Origin of the sequence: Isoptericola sp. b408, assembly GCF_030588085.1 — a bacterium.
Classification (GTDB): domain Bacteria; phylum Actinomycetota; class Actinomycetes; order Actinomycetales; family Cellulomonadaceae; genus Isoptericola; species Isoptericola sediminis.
In genome coordinates this window covers 389,596-405,753 of record NZ_JAUQYQ010000003.1, presented here as the reverse complement: position 1 = coordinate 405,753, position 16,158 = coordinate 389,596, and the positions used below count along the sequence as shown (strand labels likewise).

The following is a 16,158-nucleotide window of genomic DNA, read 5'->3' as shown; positions in this document are numbered from 1 at the left end:
GCCCGACCCGGGAACCGTAACCTCGCGAACCGCCGTGCGGAACCCCCGGCGGCGGACGGCTTCGTTCAGGGTCAGGCGCCGGCCAGCCGCCGCTCGAGGCCGTCCAGGACGAGTGCGAGCCCGTCGTCGAACTGGTCGGCGAAGCGGTAGTCGCCGCCGACCACGAGCTCGCCGACCATCTCGGCCAGGTGCGGGTACTCCGCCAGCGGCAGGTCGACGGCCGCCACGAACTCCCCGGCGTCCTCACCGGCCTCGAACGGGAGGCTCTGCTCGGTGAGGACGAACCCGTAGACGTAGGCGTCGATGGCCGCGAAGGCCTGGCTCGCGAGCACGACGGAGAAGCCGCCGGCACGCAGGCACCCGAGCACGGTGTCGTGATGGTGCAGCAGAGCGGGGCCGGGAGTGCGCCGCGACTCGACGAGGCCGAGGGCCCAGGGGTGCGCCGCCAGGACCGTCCGCGCCGACTCGGCCCGGGCCGCCATCGCCGGTCGCCACGGGTCGCCCACGGTGGGCAGGGCGATGCGGGTGAACACCCAGTCGGCGAGCTGGTCGAGCAACGCCTCCTTGTTCGCGACGTGGTGGTAGAGCGACATCGCCTCGACGCCGAGACGTCGTCCGACGTTGCGCATGCTGACGGCCGTCAGCCCGCCCTCGTCGGCGACCTGGACCGCCGCCTCGACGATCTTCGCGCTGCTCAGCGTCGTGCGTGCCACGAATCCTCCTCGAACCCTTGCCGTTCTTACACCCGTAAGCCTACAGTGGAGCCACCAGCCTTACACCTGTCAGGAGGAATCATGCGTGCAGCAGTCGCCCGGCGGTACGGCCCGCCCGAGGTCGTCCACGTCGACGACGTCCCCGATCCGGTTCCAGGACCGGGCGAGGTGCTCGTCCGCGTGCGGGCCGCCGCGGTCACGGTCGCCGACGCCCGCATCCGTGGGTCGCGGTTCCCCGCCGGCTTCCGCCTCCTCGCCCGGCTCGGCCTCGGCCTCCGCCGTCCGCGCCGCCCGATCCTCGGCGGCGTCTACTCCGGCGTCGTGGAGGCGGTCGGTCCGGACGTGACCGGCCTCTCCGCCGGCGATGAGGTCGCCGGGATGACCGGGGGCCGGATGGGGACCCACGCCGAGCTCGTCGTCGTCCCCGCCGAGCGGGCCGTCCCGAAGCCCGGGGGCGTCAGCCACGAGGACGCCGCGGCCGTGCTGTTCGGCGGCACGACGGCCCTGCACTACCTGACGCGCCGGGCGACGGTCACCGACGGCACGACGGTTCTCGTGGTCGGTGCCTCCGGCGCGGTGGGCACGAGCGTCGTCCAGCTCGCCCGCCACCTCGGCGCGACGGTCACCGGCGTCACGAGCACGCCGAACCTCGACCTGGTCCGCCGGCTCGGCGCCCAGCACGTCGTCGACTACACGACCACACCCGTGACCGAGCTCACCGGCCGCTACGACGTCGTGGTCGACGTCGTCGGGGCGCTGAGCACCCGGGCCGGACGACGCCTGCTCACCGAGGACGGCATCCTGCTGCTCGTCACCGGCACGTTCGGCCAGACGATCACCTCGTTCGGCCGGGTCCGTTCCGGCCCGGCACCCGAGAAGCCCAAGGACGTCGCGGAGCTGCTCCGCCTCCTCGCCGACGGGGAGCTCGCCCCGGTCGTCGAGTCCGTCGGCGGGCTCGACGACGTCGCCGCCGCGCACGCACGTATCGACACCGGCCGCAAGGTCGGCAACATCGTCGTCACGCCCTGAGGGACAGGCGCCACGCATCCGCCGTCGGACCGCCGGCGCGCGTACACCGGCCGGCCACCGGCGGTCCACCCCGCGGCCCTACCGTCGAGGAGGAAGACACCCGACGAAAGGTCACACCGACGATGACCCTCACGCTCACGCTCGTCCGCCACGGGCAGACGACGCTCAACGCCCGACGTCACCTGCAGGGCGCCTGCGACTCACCCCTGACCCGCACCGGCCGTGCGGGCGTCCGCGTCACGGCGCAGCACCTGGCCGACCGGTCCTTCGACGCGGTCTACTCCTCCCCGCAGGGCCGCGCCGTCCAGACCGCCGCGGAGATCCTCCAGCACCACCCCGGCCACCGGCTCCGCATCGAGGAGGGGTTGCGCGAGCTGTCGTTCGGCAGCTTCGAGCGGCGCCCGGAGCGCACCCTCGACGCCGAGGTCCCGTGGTCGGAGCTCGTCCCGGCCATGCTCGCGGGCACCCACCCGGGTGTCGGCGGGGGCGAGTCCGGCGGTGACTTCATGGACCGGGTGCGCTCGGTGTTCGCGCGCATCGTCGCGGCCCACGCGGCGCCGGACGGCGGCGCGACCGGCGCCGGTCGCGCCGACGGGAAGCACGTCCTCGTCGTCGGCCACGGCCTGACGCTGGCCGCCTACCTGTGGACGGTGGAGCCGTCCCGGCTGGCAGCCCTGCCGAACGCGTCGGTCTCGACGGTCGAGGTCTCCGACGGCGTCACCCGCGTCGTGCAGGCGGGCGTCGACGTCGCCGGCCACGGCGCGGTCGCGGCCCGTCCGGCCCCGGTCCCGGCGGCGGCCGCGCGCTGACGGCCGCCCCGGAGTGGCCCGCTCGCCGCCGATGCGCTGGGATAGGCGGGTGACGACGCACCACGAGCGCCTCTGGGCGCTGGTCCACACCGAACGGTCGGCGCTGGCCGACGACCTCGCCGAGGTCGACGACGCGCAGTGGCGAGCGCGCTCCTTGTGCAGCGACTGGACCGTCGAGGACGTCGTCGCCCACCTGGTTGCCGGGGCGAGTCTCGGGCGGTGGGCCTGGCTGCGCAGCATGGTCGGCGCCGGCCTCGACCCGGACCGCCACAACGCCCGCCGCCTGGCCGAGCACCGCGGGAGCACACCCGCGGAGACCCTGGCCCGGTTCCGGGCCGTCACCGCGAGCACGGTGGCGCCGTCCCGCGACGTCGGCGCCTGGCTGGGGGAGGTCGTCGTGCACGGCGAGGACGTGCGCCGACCGTTGGGCCTGGTCGGGGGGCCGTCCGTCGAGTCCGCCGTCGAGGTGGCGCAGTTCTTCGTGACCAAGGACGCCGCCGTGGACAGCCGCAGTGTCGCACGCGGCCTGGAGCTGGTCGCCACCGACTCTCCCTTCCGGCACGGGGACGGTCCGGTCGTCCGCGGTACGACGCTCGCCCTGGTGATGGCGATGGCCGGCCGGGCCGCGTTCCTCGACGAGCTCGATGGAGCGGGCGTCGAGCTGATGGGCGACCGCACGCGCGCTGCATGAGAACTGCCCCACCGGACCGTCCGCCCACGTGCGATCATCGCGACATGCCAACCGCAGCCCGGCCCCGCGCCGCGTCGCCCCGGCCGATGGCCGAGGAGGCCTGAGGTGCGCGCCGTCGTCTACGACGCCTTCGGCGGCCCCGTGACCGTGCGCGAGCTGCCCGACCCCGTCGCGCCCGACGGCGGCGTCGTCGTGCGGGTGCACGCCACCGGGCTGTGCCTGAGCGACTGGCACGGGTGGGCCGGTCACGACGGTGACATCACCACGTTCCCGCACGTCCCCGGGCACGAGCTCGCGGGCACGGTCGCCGCCGTCGGCGCGGGGGTGCAGCGGTGGCACGTCGGGGACCGGGTCACCACGCCGTTCGTGTGCGGCTGCGGGCGCTGCGCCTGGTGCCGGGCCGGCGACGCCCAGGTGTGCCCGGACCAGACCCAGCCCGGGTTCACCCACCACGGCTCCTGGGCCGAGCTGGTGGCGCTGCACGCCGCGGACACCAACCTCGTCGCCGTGCCCGACGACGTCACCGACACCACCGCGGCCGGACTGGGGTGCCGGTTCGCCACCGCGTTCCGTGCGGTCACGCACCGGGCCCGGGTGCGTGCCGGCGAGCAGGTCACCGTCGTCGGGGCCGGCGGCGTGGGGCTGAGCGCCGTCATGGTCGCCGCCGCCCGCGGGGCCCGCGTCATCGCCGTGGACCGCGACCCGGCCGCGCTGGACGCCGCGCGCCGGGCCGGCGCCGACCACACGCTCCTCGCCGACGACGGCGACACGGTGGCGGCGATCCACGAGCTGTCCGACGGCGGCACGCACGTGGCCCTCGACGCCGTCGGCTCCCCGGAGACCTGCGCGACGGGGATCGGCGCGCTGCGCCGGCGCGGCCGGCACGTGCAGGTCGGGCTGCTGCCCGCCGTCGAGGGTCATCCCCCGGTGCCGATGGACCGCGTCATCGCGCTCGAGCTCGACCTGCTGGGCTCGCACGGCATGCCCGCCGCCGACTACCCCGCGATGATGGCCCTGGTCGCCGACGGCACCCTGCGCCCCCAGGACCTGCTCGACGACGTGGTCGACCTGGACACCGCCGCCCGACTGCTGCCGGACCTGCGGACCACGAGCCGGGCGGGCATGACGGTCTGCGACCCGCGGCGCTGACGCGTGACCGATGCCACGGCGCCCGGCTCGGGCACCGTGAACAGGCCCGGAGTAGACTGACCTCGGCCAGGAGTCGGCGGCGTGAGCGCCGCCCGAACGTGAAGGAGGTACCGCGCATGACCCGCAGCGAGCCTCCCAGTAGTCCGAGCCGCGACTGACCCGGCTCGACACGACCCGTCCGTCATCGGGCGGGTGATGCCACCGCTCCCCCACGCCGTCGGCACGGCGCACTCGTCGTCAGTCGCGGGATCCAGCACGCAGACCACCGTTCCTGCACGCCTGGGAGTCCCCTCATGGCCTTCAGCTCCAACCGTTCCGTCCGTACCCGCCAGATGCTGGGTGCCCTGCGCCCGCGTCGTCCCGGCGCGCCGGGCACGCCGCCGTACGCCGCGGAGACCCCGACCCCGCCGACGCCGATCCGCCCGCGCTCCGCGATGGTGGCCGCCGCCGTCTACGACGAGGAGGGGCACCGCAGCGCGAGCGTGACCCGGCTCGCCGACGCGTTCCGCGCGCTGCGCTCCACGCCGGGCGGCATGGCCTGGATCGGGCTCGAGCGCCCCGACGAGCACGAGCTCGCCGCCCTGGCGCGGGAGTTCGACCTGCACCCGCTGGCGATCGAGGACGCGATCCAGGCCCACCAGCGCCCGAAGATCGAGCGGTACGGCGACACGCTCTTCGTCGTCCTGCACGCCGCGCGCTACCTGGACTCGATCGAGGAGGTCGAGTTCTCCGAGCTGCACCTGTTCGTGGGACCGGACTTCGTGGTCTCGGTGCGGCACGGGGACTCCCCCGACCTGACCGCCGTGCGCGCCCGGCTCGAGTCGACGCCGCAGATGCTCGCCCGCGGCCCCGAGGCCGTGCTGTACGCGATCATGGACCGCGTCGTGGACGACTACGCGCCGGTCGTCTCCGGGCTCGACTACGACATCGACCAGATCGAGGGCGAGGTCTTCTCCGGTGACGCCCACGTGTCGCGGCGCATCTACGAGCTGTCCCGCGAGCTCGTCGACTTCCAGCGCGCGGTGCGCCCGTTGCAGAGCGTCTGCCTGTCCCTGGCCAAGGGGGCCGAGAAGTACCAGGTCGACGAGGAGCTGCAGGCCTACCTGCGCGACGTCGCCGACCACCTCACGGAGGTCGCCGAGTCGGTGGAGACCTACCGCGTCGCGCTGCGCGACATCCTCACGGTGAACGCCACCCTCGTCGCCCAGCGGCAGAACGAGGAGATGACGCACCTGACCGAGGTGTCGATCCAGCAGGGTGAGGAGGTCAAGAAGATCTCCGGCTGGGCCGCGATCCTGTTCGCCCCGACCCTGGTGGGCACCGTGTACGGCATGAACTTCGACATCATGCCCGAGCTGCACTGGGCCTGGGGCTACCCGGTCGCGCTGGTGCTCATGCTCGGCGTCAGCGTGAGCCTGTTCGCCGTGTTCCGCTGGAAGAAGTGGATCTGACGACGTCCGTCAGGCGTCCAGCCAGCCGTGGCGTCGCGCCATCTTCTCGACCGCGGAGCGCACCGCCAGCACCTGCCGGCCGGTGAGGTCGCCGACCGTCGACAGCAACGTCTCGGTGACCTCGGACCGCAGCTCGGCGGTCGAGAGCACGTCGGCGTACCCGTCGTGCTGGTCGCCCGAGGCGGCGGGACTCGCCGGCGCGGCACCGTCTCGCGACGGTCCGCCCATCGCGGCATGCACCGCGTCCGCCACCGGGGAGGAGATCAGCGAGGCGCTCACCGCCCGCGGGCCGCGCTCGCCCATCTCGTGGGTGAAGTCGACGACGGTGCCGACCGCCATCAGCGCCTTGTCGAAGTCGAGGTCGTTGACGTGCAGGAACACGTCCTCGTCCAGCTCGTCGGACGCGACGAACGCGTAGCCCTTGATCGCGTCGTACCGCACCACGTCACCGCGCACCGTCCACCGCCCCCTGTCGCCGTCGCCCCGTCTCACTGCAGCATAACCGCGGGACGGCGCGGCGGCGGGCTGGAGAGTACACCCCGCGGCTAGGGTCGCCGTGTGACGTCCACGCCCGGCTCCCCGGCCAGCAGCACGCCTCCCCCGCACGGCGACCGCCGGTCGGCCGGGCCCGGGCCCGCGTCGTCCCCGGCGTCACGCACGCTGCTGGCCCTGGCCTGCGGCGTCGTGGTGCTCGCCGGCCTGCACGCGGCCGCCGAGGTGATCGCCCCCCTGTTCCTCGCCGCGGTGATCATCATCATCTGTCACCCGGTCCGGTTCCCGCTGCTGGCGCGGGGCTGGCCGCGCTGGCTGGCCACCACCGCCGTCATCGTCGTCGCGTACCTGATCCTCGCCGCGCTCCTGGCGATGCTGGTGTGGTCCGGCTTCCGGTTCGCCGCGCTGGTGCGCGACTTCGTGCCGCAGCTCCGCGACGCGGTCTCCGAGGTCGAGACCTGGCTCGCCACCGCCGGGCTGGACACCCAGATCGCCGACGCGGTCACCTCCTGGCTGCAGCCGACGAACATCCTGTCGCTGGCGGGCGGCGTGAGCGGGACGGCGCTGAGCATCGGGACCGCGTTCTTCTTCGTGCTCGCCTACGCGGTGTTCATGGCGGCCGACGCCGGCCGGTACGCCACCGCCCCCCGGTACTTCGGCGTCTCGCGTGCGGGCGCGATCGAGCGCGCCACCCGCTTCAGCAGCGGGGTGCGCCGCTACTACGTCGTCAACGCCACCTTCGGCGCGGTCGTGGCGGTCGTGGACGGGATCGCGCTGTCGCTGCTCGGGGTCCCGGGTGCCGCGATCTGGGCGATCCTGGCGTTCGTCACCAACTTCGTGCCGAACATCGGTTTCATCCTGGGCCTCGTGCCACCCATGGTCATGGCCTTCGTCGTGGGCGGGTGGCAGCTCGCCCTGGCCGTGGTGGCGATCTACTGCGTGGTCAACGTCGTCCTGCAGGTGTTCGTCCAGCCGAAGTTCGTCTCGGACGCCGTCTCGCTCTCGCTCACCCTGAGCTTCGTGTCCGTCGTGTTCTGGACGTTCGTCATCGGCCCGCTCGGCGCGATCCTGTCGATCCCGCTGACGCTGCTGGTCCGGGCCCTGCTCCTCGAGGGCGATCCCCGTCAGGACTGGCTGCGCTGGCTCTCCGGTGACGACGTCGAACCCGCGGCGGAGGACCGGGCCGCCCCGGACCCCGTGGTGGCGGCACCGGACCGGCCCGCCACCGCCCCGCAGGATCCGGAGGGCCGCGCCCGGGGCGAGGCCGACGACGACGCGCCGCGCTGACCCCGGTCGGCGCACGCGCTGCCGCGTCGGCAGGACTCAGGTCTCGTCGCGGACGAACTGCACGATCTGGTCGGCCATCGCCCCGACGTCCCAGGTGTGGTCGGCGCCGGCGACCTCCCGTGCCTGGCCGCGGGTGACGGCGTCCGCGACGCGCTGGGCGGCGACCGGCATCTCGTCGAAGGTCCGCGTGCCGTAGGTCGCCAGGACCGGGACGGCGAGCTCGCGCAGCAGGTCCGCCTCGATGAGGTCGGTGGCCCGCACCAGCGCCTGGCCGTCGGCGCGCTGGCTGATCGAGGCCCGTGCGATCTGCTCGAAGTCCGGCGAGGCGCGCAGCCCCTCGAGCCACTCGCGCGGCAGGTCCTTCATGTACTGCTCGAGGGCGCCCACGTAGTCCTCGGCGTCCAGCCGCTTCTCGAACTCGGTGATCCACTCGTAGGTGTCGTCGGCAGACCGCGCCAACGGCGCCTCCCACAGCACGAGCCCGCAGACCGGCATCTCCGCGTCCGCGGCGCACAGCGCGAGCGCGGCACCCGAGGAGTGACCGACCAGCACCACCGGCGCACCGGCGGCGTCGATGACGGCGTGGAGGGCGGACAGCTCACGCTCCAGGTCGAGCACCCCGTCCGCCGGGCTGTCGCCCCGACCCAGCCGGTCGTACACCACCGCGGTCAGCCCCTGCCGCGCGCACCGCTGAGCGGTCTCGGTGGTCACGGGGTCGATCGCCCGGTACGGCCCCGCCCCGGCGACGAAGACCACCGCGGGCCCCTCGCCGTCGCGGTCGAACCCGACCCTGTCTCCGGCCACGCTCGTCACGTGGTGGGTCATCTCCGTCTCCTTCCCGCCGGGTGGTCGACCCGGTCGCCAGGGCCATAGTGCAGCACCCGGCGCCGCTCGGCGACGGGACGCCCCACCTCGTGAGGCCCGTCACCCCCGGCCGTCGGCCAGTCCCCGGGCGTACGCCTCGGCGCTCCCCTCGCGGAACAGGTCGTCGGGACCGGTCCGCGCGAGGCGGCGCGCGCCCGGTCCCGCACCGTCGTCACCGCCGAGCACGAACCGCCCGACGCCGCGCACCACGGCGACCGCCCGGCCCGTCGCCTTGCCGCGGACCAGCTCCGAGGCGGCGGCGATCTCGTCGGCCACCGCGGTGACCGTCACCGAGATCGGCCGCCCGTGGGAGTCCGTGCCGCCGCGCAGGTCGTCCAGCACCGTCAGACCGGCCGCGCCGATCGCGATGTCGGTGACACCCTCCCGCCACGGGCGCCCCGCGGTGTCGGTGACGACGACGCCGAGCCGGTCCAGCCCGTACCGTGCCCGCAGCGCCGCCCGCACCGAGCGCGCGGTGGCGTCCGGGTCCTTGGGCAGCAGCAGCACGGTGCCGTCGGGCGTGTTCGAGGCGTCGACCCCGGCGGCGGCCATCACCAGCCCGAGCCGGTTCTCGACGATCCGCAGCGGTGGCAGGCCGTCCGGCCGCTCGCGCGTGGCGACGACCCGCACGGTCTCGTCGGTGATCGCCTGCTCGCGGTCCGCGGCGCGCACGACACGCCCCTCGGCCTTGGAGACGATCTTCGACGTGACGACGACGACGTCACCCTCGGCGAGGGCGTCACCGGTCCGGTCGGCGTCGGCCGCCAGCAGGTCGCCGACCAGCAGGGCGAGATCGTCGCCCGGGCGGACCTCGCCCAGGCCCGGCGGCGCCCAGAGCATCATCCGGGCGCCGTCGAGCAGGGCCGTGGCGCCGTGCGCCGCGTCGTCGGGACCGGTCACCGGACCAGCTTCGGCAGCACCTCGCGCCCGAAGACCTCGATCCACTGCTTCTGGTTCCGGCCCACGTTGTGCAGGTAGATGCGGTCGAACCCGAGGTCGACGTACTGCTGGATGGCCTGGCGGTGCTCGTCCGGGTCGGCGGAGACCACCATGCGCCCGGAGAAGTCCTCGGGGCGGACCAGCTTGGCCATCTGGGCGAAGTCGTGCGGCGACCGGATGTCGGCCTTGGGGAACTTCATGCCGCCGTTCGGCCACTCGGTCATGGCGTTGGCCATGGCCTCCTCGTCGGTCTCCGCCCAGGACATGTGCACCTGGAGGACCTTCGGCATCGTCGAGGCGTCCCGACCGGACTCCTTGACGCCCGCGTCGAACCGTCCGAACAGCATCTCGATCTTCTCCAGCGGCGCCCCCACCGTGATGAGGCCGTCCGCGTGCTTGCCGGCCCGCTTGGCCGTGATCGGCCCGGCGGTGGCGACGAGGATCTCCGGCGGGACCTCGGGCATGGTCCACAACCGCGTGGACTCCATCTTGTAGAACTGCCCGGAGTGCTTGACGTCCTTGCCCTCGACGCCGGAGGCGAAGAGCTTCTTGATGATGTCGATGGCCTCGAACATCCGGTTGATGCGCTCCGGCGCCTCCGGCCAGTAGCCGCCGGTGACGTGCTCGTTGAGCGCCTCGCCGGAGCCCAGCCCGAGCCAGTGCCGACCGGGGTACATCGCGGCGAGGGTCGCCGAGGCCTGCGCCACCATCGCCGGGTGGAACCGGAACGACGGGCAGGTCACCCCCGGACCGATGTCACCGCGTGTGCGCTCGCCGAGGGCGGTCAGCACGTTCCACACGAACGCGGCCTCCCCCTGCTGCGGCACCCAGGGCTGGAAGTGGTCGGCGGCCATCACGCCGTCGAATCCGTGCTCCTCGGCGTAGGCCGAGTAGTCGACCACGTCGGTGGGGTGGAACTGCTCGAGCATCGCGGCGTAGCCGACGGTCAAGTCCTTCGAAGCTGCCATGGGGACGACCCTACGCCGCCGCGGACATCACGTGGTCAGGTCCTTGGCGAAGAGGTGCGTCGCGGACGGGTCGTCGTCGTAGCGCTCGACCTGCCGGTAGCCGGCCTCCTCGGACATCACGACCGCCTCGCCGAGGACCCCGTTCGTGTCGAGCACGACCTCCCTGTGCCCGAGCTCGACCGCGAGGTCCTCCAGGCGGCGCAGCAGTCGCGAGCCGAGCCCCGCACCGCGCCACGCGGGGTCGACCCACATCCGCTTGATCTCGGCGACACCGTCCCCCAGGTCCTGGACACCCCCGCAGGCGACCGGGTCCCCGCCGGAGGCGGCGACGACGAACCCGCCGAGCGGCGGGACGAGCCGTTCGGCGTCCGCGGCGAGCGCGGCGTCGACGTCGAACACCGCGGTGCCGCCGATACGCTCGCCGACCTCCGCGAAGAACGCGAGCACGGCCCGCCGCGCGACGGGATCGTCCGGCGCGACCGTCACCAGCTCGACGGTGGCGGCGCGGACGAGGAGATCCGCCTCGCCGAGCGCCGCCGAGAGCCGGGCACGCTGCCGCGCGGTGAGCGGGTCGACGAGCCGACGGGCCCGCTCGTCGGAGCGTCGGTCGAGCTCCTCCCAGGCGGTACGGCCCGCCGGCGTCAGGGTGACCCGCCGACGGCGCGGATCCTCCGGGTCGGGCGCGACGCTCACCAGCCCCTCCTCCTGCAGCCGACGCAGCAACCGACGCAGGTACTCGCGGTCCAGGCCGAGCCGCGCGCGCAGGGCGCGGGTCGTGTCCGGGGCGGCGCCGATCTCGTACAGCAGCCTCGCGGTGCCGAGCGCCATGCCCAGGCCCAGGAAGGACTCCTCCAGCACGCCCACCCGCTGGGTGTAGCTCCGGTTGAACCGCCGCAGGACGTCGACGTGACCCCTCACGCTCATGGGCCCGACCCTAGCCAGTCGCGCCGCTCGAGCACCACGCCCCACCCCCGTGTCGGACGGGCGTCCGCCCGCCCCGGGGGATCTGGGACAATGAGGCACCATGAGCGACTTCCCGAACCCCGGGGCGCCCGCCGCGCCCGCACAGACCCCCGCAGCGAACGCGACCTCCGGCAGCCAGGCCGAGCAGGTAGCCGACGTCGTGCGCGCGGTGGTCAGGGAGGTACCGGACAAGGTCAGCACGGACGGTCTGGAGCAGAAGTTCGACGAGCGGTGGGCCGCCGAGGGCACGTTCGCCTTCGACCGGTCGGCCACCCGCGACCAGATCTTCTCGATCGACACCCCGCCCCCGACCGTCTCCGGCTCGCTGCACGTGGGCCACGTCTTCAGCTACACCCACACCGACGTCGTCGCCCGGTTCCAGCGCATGCGCGGCAAGGAGGTCTTCTACCCGATGGGGTGGGACGACAACGGCCTGCCCACCGAGCGCCGCGTGCAGAACTACTACGGCGTGCGCTGCGACCCGTCGCTGCCCTACGACCCCGACTTCACCCCGCCCCACCAGGGCACCGAGGGCAAGAAGGTGAAGCCGGCGGACCAGGTGCCGATCAGCCGCCGCAACTTCATCGAGCTCTGCGAGGAGCTCACCGCCGACGACGAGCGCCAGTTCGAGGAGCTGTGGCGCCTGCTCGGCCTGTCCGTGGACTGGTCGCAGACGTACCAGACCATCGACTCGACCTCGCGCGCGGCCTCCCAGCGGGCGTTCCTGCGCAACCTGGACCGGGGCGAGGCCTACCAGGCCGAGGCGCCCGGGCTGTGGGACGTCACGTTCCAGACGGCCGTGGCCCAGGCCGAGCTCGAGGCCCGGGAGTACCCCGGCCACTACCACCGCGTCGCGTTCCACCGCGACGGCGGCGAGCCGGTCCACATCGAGACGACCCGCCCCGAGCTGGTGCCGTCCGTCGTGGCCCTCATCGCCCACCCGGACGACGAGCGCTACCAGCACCTGTTCGGCACCACGGTCACCTCGCCGCTGTTCGGCGTCGAGGTGCCCGTGCTGGCCCACCACGCCGCCGCGATGGACAAGGGTGCCGGCATCGCCATGTGCTGCACCTTCGGCGACCTGACCGACGTGCAGTGGTGGCGCGAGCTGCAGCTGCCGACCCGCTCGGTGATCGGCCGGGACGGCCGGCTCGCCCGCGAGACGCCCGAGTGGATCGCCGGCGGTCCCGGCGCCGACCTCTACGCCGAGGGACTGGCCGGCAAGACGTCGTTCAGCGCCCGCACCGCCGTCGTGGACGCGCTGCGCGAGTCCGGCGACCTGGACGGCGAGCCGACCCCGACCCAGCGCATGACGAACTTCTACGAGAAGGGCGACAAGCCCCTCGAGATCGTCACCTCGCGCCAGTGGTACATCCGCAACGGCGGTCGCGAGTGGAACGCCGACGGGACCCGGCGCGACCTGAAGGCCGAGCTGCTCGGACGGGGCAAGGAGCTGGACTTCCACCCCGACTTCATGCGGGTCCGCTACGAGAACTGGGTCAACGGCCTCAACGGTGACTGGCTCATCTCCCGGCAGCGGTTCTTCGGCGTGGCGGTGCCGGTCTGGTACGGCGTCGACGAGCACGGCGACGTCGACCACGACCGCCTCATCACGCCGTCCGAGGCCGAGCTCCCGGTGGACCCGACGTCGCAGGCCCCGGCCGGCTACGACGAGTCCCAGCGCGGGGTACCGGGCGGGTTCGTCGGCGACAACGACGTGATGGATACCTGGGCGACGTCCTCGCTGACGCCGCTCATCGTCTCCGGCTGGGAGCGCGACGCCGACCTGTTCGACCGCGTCTTCCCCATGGACCTCCGCCCGCAGGGCCAGGACATCATCCGCACCTGGCTGTTCTCCTCGGTCGTGCGCTCGCACCTCGAGTGCGGCGTGCTGCCCTGGAAGCACGCGGCCATCAGCGGCTGGATCCTCGACCCGGACCGCAAGAAGATGTCCAAGTCCAAGGGCAACGTCGTCACCCCGATGGACCTGCTGGAGCAGCACGGGTCCGACGCCGTGCGGTACTGGGCGGCCGCGGCACGCCTCGGGACGGACGCGGCGTTCGAGATCGGTCAGATGAAGATCGGCCGGCGCCTGGCGATCAAGGTGCTCAACGCCTCGAAGTTCGCGCTGACCTTCGGCGTCGACCCGGAGACCGGTGCGGGCGAGATCGCGCTGGACCCCGGGGCCGTGACCGTCGACCTGGACCGCGCCATGCTGGCCGGGCTGGCCGACGTCGTCGACCAGGCGACCACGGCGCTCGAGTCCTACGACCACACCCGGGCCCTGGAGCTGACCGAGTCGTACTTCTGGGCGTTCTGCGACGACTACCTCGAGCTCGTCAAGGACCGCGCCTACGGCGCCGACGGCACGGTGACCGCCGACACGCTCTCGGCCCGCACGGCGCTGGCGATCGCGCTGGACGTCATGCTCCGCCTGCTGGCGCCGTTCATCCCGTTCGCCACCGAGGAGGTCTGGTCCTGGTGGCGCAGCGGGTCCGTGCACCGCGCGGAGTGGCCGACGGCCCGGCCGCTGCGCGACGCCGCGGCCGGCGTCGACCCGACCGGCCTGACCGCCGCGGGCCACGCGCTGGCGGCGCTGCGCAAGCTGAAGTCGGCTGCCAAGGTCTCCATGAAGACCCCGATCCTGTCCGGGACGGTGGCCGTGCCCGCGCACCTGCTCCCGGGCGTCGAGTCCGCCGTGGTGGACCTGCGCGGCGCCGGCCGGGTCACCGGGCCCCTCGAGCTCGTCGAGGCCACCGACGGCCAGGGCGACCCGGACGTCCAGGGCGGCATCGTCGTGGTCGACCACGAGCTCGGCGAGCCGCCGGTCAAGAAGCCGCGCGGCTGAGCCCCCGGGCGCTCCTCCGCGGGCACCCGCGACAGCACGAGGCCCCGGCACCCTTCCCAGGATGCCGGGGCCTTGTCGTGCGACCTCTCAGTGGGCCATGGAGACCCGTCCGTCGTCGCCGCTCATCGTGGCCGCCGACTCGTGCGGCGTGCCGCCGTCGTCCCAGCGCAGCGTCGCCGCGACGCCGTCGCGCAGCTCGACCGACCCGGTCGGCGCGAAGACCAGCCCGGCGTCCTGGCCGATGGCGGCACGCAGCAGGGCCGTCGCGGCCGGGAGCTCCTCGAGGTCCCCGACCCCGTCGAGCTCGGTCCGCGAGGCCGCGATGTGCATCGGGTCCGGTCCGATCCAGAGCTGGAAACCGTTGAGCAGCCCACCGAGCCCGGGCTCGTCGACCGAACCGTCGACCCACGCGTGCAGCGCCCGGGCCGCGTCGTCCGCGAGCTCCTCGGAGAGCACGAGCTGCTTCACCTGGCCACGGGCCAGCACCTGGGCGACGTCACCGATGCTCGTGACGGCACCGGACTCACGGCCCAGGCCCTCACGCAGCGCGGCCAGCACCGCCTCGCGGCGGCGCTCCCGGAACGAGTCCAGCGCCTCGGCGACGGTCTCGGCGAAGTGCCCTGCGTGCACACCGTCGTCCCGGCCGCCGCCGGACACCTCGACGGTCAGCTGAGCCGCCTGCTGGCCGAGCGCGTCCCGGACCATGCTCACGGCCCTCACGTCGCCGGTGAGCAGCAGGATCTCCGGTCGGGAGGCGGCCACGCGGCGGTCGATCTCGCCGGCCATCGCCTCGGCGTTGCGGTGCCAGGAGTCCTCGGCACGCGACTCGATCACCGACCGCTTCGTCGAGGTGCTCGAGGTCTTCGACACCTCGTCGTCGGGGCCCTCGAACGTCTCCTTGTCCCCGGACGGGAACCCGTCGGACCCCACCGGGAAGAAGTCGGCACCCAGCCGGTCGACCGCGACGACCAGCGCGTCCACCTCCTCGTCGGCCGAGCGTGCCGCCTGCAGCAGGCTCGGAACGCGGTGCCAGACACCCGCCATCACCGGCGGCGGCTCCTTCAGCACCCGGTCGACGAGAACACCCTCGTCGTCGGCGATGAGCACTCGACCGTGCGGCCCGTGCACCCACGTCGGGCGGTCCACGGCGTCGTCCAGGTCGTTGAGGACCTGGTCCGTGGCACCCTGCTTGGCGAGCGAACGGCGCACGGAGCGCCAGCGGTTCGCCACATCCTTGTCACCGGCTTCGACCGAACGCGTGGCGTCGAGATAGACGGTCGCGAACGGGCCGGGGCGGCCGACCAAGGGCTTGAGCCAATCGATCTTCATGCAGTTCCCCCTCGGGTCCGTCGACTGTGAACCTCCAGCCTGCTCCGGATCGGCGCAGTGCGCATCCGCGATGGCGAAAAGGCCTTCTCACCAGGGGCGATGCACGGAGGGGCGCAGGTCCGCCGTGAACCGGGGCCGGGCGCGGCGAGGTGCTCGGGCGGCTCAGAAGCCGCCACCTCTTCAACTGTAGGTGTCCAGGGGTGGTACCTCGTCGGCACGCCCGGCGGCGGCGTGCTCGGCCGCGATGCGCTCGTGGCGGCGGATCACCTCGGAGACGATGAAGTGGCGGAACTGCTCGGCGAACTCGGGGTCGAGCCCGGCGCCCGAGGCGATGGCCTTCAGACGGTCGATCTGCTGACGGTCACGCTGCGGGTCCGCCGGCGGCAGCCCCTCGGTGGCCTTGAGCTCCCCGACGCGCTGCGTCGCCCGGAACCGCTCGGCGAGCAGGTGCACCAGGGCCGCGTCGATGTTGTCGATCGTGCTGCGCAGGCCGAGGATCTCGGTCGGCAGCGCACGACCGGTCTCGGGCACGGGCGCTTCGTCGAAGGGCTCAGCCATGGCTAGATCCTACGGGCGTCGACGTCAGCGCGACGGCCCGGCCACGATGTGGCCGCCGGCCGTCCGAG

The 16,158-nt window shown here is 73.5% G+C and carries 15 protein-coding genes; 7 read left to right on the top strand and 8 right to left on the bottom strand.

The features are described 5' to 3' along the window. Positions 1-71: 71 nt before the first annotated feature. Positions 72-713, bottom strand: coding sequence for a TetR/AcrR family transcriptional regulator (locus tag Q6347_RS10520; protein ID WP_304607315.1), 642 nt, complete (start codon positions 711-713; stop codon positions 72-74). An 81-nt stretch (positions 714-794) separates the two neighbouring features. Between Q6347_RS10520 and Q6347_RS10515 the strand changes: the two genes are divergently transcribed. The 5 genes from Q6347_RS10515 to corA all read left to right on the top strand — a co-directional run bounded on the left by Q6347_RS10515 (position 795) and on the right by corA (position 5,842). Beyond that, on the top strand, positions 795-1,742 hold the full coding sequence (locus Q6347_RS10515) for an NAD(P)-dependent alcohol dehydrogenase (RefSeq protein ID WP_304607314.1): 948 nt from the start codon (positions 795-797) through the stop codon (positions 1,740-1,742). Between the two features lie 122 nt (positions 1,743-1,864). Continuing rightward, the gene (locus Q6347_RS10510; RefSeq protein WP_304607313.1) at positions 1,865-2,551 is read left to right on the top strand and encodes a histidine phosphatase family protein; all 687 of its coding nucleotides are present in this window, start codon (positions 1,865-1,867) and stop codon (positions 2,549-2,551) included. A 49-nt stretch (positions 2,552-2,600) separates the two neighbouring features. After that, on the top strand, positions 2,601-3,242 hold the full coding sequence (locus Q6347_RS10505) for a maleylpyruvate isomerase family mycothiol-dependent enzyme (RefSeq protein ID WP_304603602.1): 642 nt from the start codon (positions 2,601-2,603) through the stop codon (positions 3,240-3,242). Positions 3,243-3,347: 105 nt separating this feature from the next. Continuing rightward, positions 3,348-4,391 (top strand): zinc-binding dehydrogenase, encoded by a 1,044-nt coding sequence (locus Q6347_RS10500; protein WP_304607312.1) that lies wholly within the window; start codon positions 3,348-3,350, stop codon positions 4,389-4,391. Between the two features lie 293 nt (positions 4,392-4,684). After that, entirely contained in the window at positions 4,685-5,842 is a 1,158-nt protein-coding gene (gene corA / locus Q6347_RS10495; protein WP_304603600.1) for a magnesium/cobalt transporter CorA, read from the top strand. A gap of 9 nt (positions 5,843-5,851) precedes the next feature. On the opposite strand, the gene Q6347_RS10490 is transcribed toward corA, so the two are convergent. Continuing rightward, a complete protein-coding gene (locus Q6347_RS10490; RefSeq protein ID WP_304603599.1) occupies positions 5,852-6,286 on the bottom strand; it encodes a cold-shock protein in 435 nt (144 codons plus the stop codon). A gap of 114 nt (positions 6,287-6,400) precedes the next feature. On the opposite strand from Q6347_RS10490, the gene Q6347_RS10485 reads away from it, so the two are divergent. Then, the gene (locus tag Q6347_RS10485; RefSeq protein ID WP_304607311.1) at positions 6,401-7,621 is read left to right on the top strand and encodes an AI-2E family transporter; all 1,221 of its coding nucleotides are present in this window, start codon (positions 6,401-6,403) and stop codon (positions 7,619-7,621) included. Positions 7,622-7,657: 36 nt separating this feature from the next. Here the strand turns inward: Q6347_RS10485 and Q6347_RS10480 are convergent, their stop codons facing one another. The 4 genes from Q6347_RS10480 to Q6347_RS10465 form a co-directional block, all read right to left on the bottom strand. Continuing rightward, positions 7,658-8,446, bottom strand: coding sequence for an alpha/beta fold hydrolase (locus tag Q6347_RS10480; protein ID WP_304603597.1), 789 nt, complete (start codon positions 8,444-8,446; stop codon positions 7,658-7,660). Between the two features lie 99 nt (positions 8,447-8,545). Then, positions 8,546-9,328, bottom strand: coding sequence for a coenzyme F420-0:L-glutamate ligase (cofE, locus tag Q6347_RS10475; protein ID WP_304607417.1), 783 nt, complete (start codon positions 9,326-9,328; stop codon positions 8,546-8,548). Positions 9,329-9,381: 53 nt separating this feature from the next. Continuing rightward, positions 9,382-10,392, bottom strand: coding sequence for a TIGR03557 family F420-dependent LLM class oxidoreductase (locus tag Q6347_RS10470; RefSeq protein ID WP_171246802.1), 1,011 nt, complete (start codon positions 10,390-10,392; stop codon positions 9,382-9,384). A 27-nt stretch (positions 10,393-10,419) separates the two neighbouring features. Further along, positions 10,420-11,316, bottom strand: a complete 897-nt coding sequence (locus tag Q6347_RS10465) for a GNAT family N-acetyltransferase (RefSeq protein ID WP_304607310.1) — start codon at positions 11,314-11,316, stop codon at positions 10,420-10,422. A 100-nt stretch (positions 11,317-11,416) separates the two neighbouring features. Between Q6347_RS10465 and valS the strand changes: the two genes are divergently transcribed. Continuing rightward, positions 11,417-14,203, top strand: coding sequence for a valine--tRNA ligase (gene valS / locus Q6347_RS10460; RefSeq protein WP_304607309.1), 2,787 nt, complete (start codon positions 11,417-11,419; stop codon positions 14,201-14,203). Positions 14,204-14,290: 87 nt separating this feature from the next. Here the strand turns inward: valS and Q6347_RS10455 are convergent, their stop codons facing one another. Together Q6347_RS10455 and Q6347_RS10450 are read right to left on the bottom strand one after the other, a co-directional pair. Further along, the gene (locus Q6347_RS10455; protein ID WP_304603594.1) at positions 14,291-15,532 is read right to left on the bottom strand and encodes a hypothetical protein; all 1,242 of its coding nucleotides are present in this window, start codon (positions 15,530-15,532) and stop codon (positions 14,291-14,293) included. A gap of 180 nt (positions 15,533-15,712) precedes the next feature. Next, complete coding sequence (locus tag Q6347_RS10450) at positions 15,713-16,090, bottom strand: chorismate mutase (RefSeq protein ID WP_171246798.1); 378 nt, start codon at positions 16,088-16,090, stop codon at positions 15,713-15,715. Positions 16,091-16,158: the final 68 nt, after the last annotated feature.

Bases quoted from the DNA above. Each gene is read 5' to 3' on its own strand.
- Q6347_RS10515 (WP_304607314.1), top strand. From the start codon at position 795: ATGCGTGCAGCAGTCGCCCGGCGGTACGGCCCGCCCGAGGTCGTCCAC.
- Q6347_RS10510 (WP_304607313.1), top strand. From the start codon at position 1,865: ATGACCCTCACGCTCACGCTCGTCCGCCACGGGCAGACGACGCTCAAC.
- corA (WP_304603600.1), top strand. From the start codon at position 4,685: ATGGCCTTCAGCTCCAACCGTTCCGTCCGTACCCGCCAGATGCTGGGT.
- Q6347_RS10480 (WP_304603597.1), bottom strand. From the start codon at position 8,446: ATGACCCACCACGTGACGAGCGTGGCCGGAGACAGGGTCGGGTTCGAC.
- cofE (WP_304607417.1), bottom strand. From the start codon at position 9,328: ATGATGCTCTGGGCGCCGCCGGGCCTGGGCGAGGTCCGCCCGGGCGAC.
- Q6347_RS10470 (WP_171246802.1), bottom strand. From the start codon at position 10,392: ATGGCAGCTTCGAAGGACTTGACCGTCGGCTACGCCGCGATGCTCGAG.
- Q6347_RS10465 (WP_304607310.1), bottom strand. From the start codon at position 11,316: ATGAGCGTGAGGGGTCACGTCGACGTCCTGCGGCGGTTCAACCGGAGC.
- valS (WP_304607309.1), top strand. From the start codon at position 11,417: ATGAGCGACTTCCCGAACCCCGGGGCGCCCGCCGCGCCCGCACAGACC.
- Q6347_RS10455 (WP_304603594.1), bottom strand. From the start codon at position 15,532: ATGAAGATCGATTGGCTCAAGCCCTTGGTCGGCCGCCCCGGCCCGTTC.
- Q6347_RS10450 (WP_171246798.1), bottom strand. From the start codon at position 16,090: ATGGCTGAGCCCTTCGACGAAGCGCCCGTGCCCGAGACCGGTCGTGCG.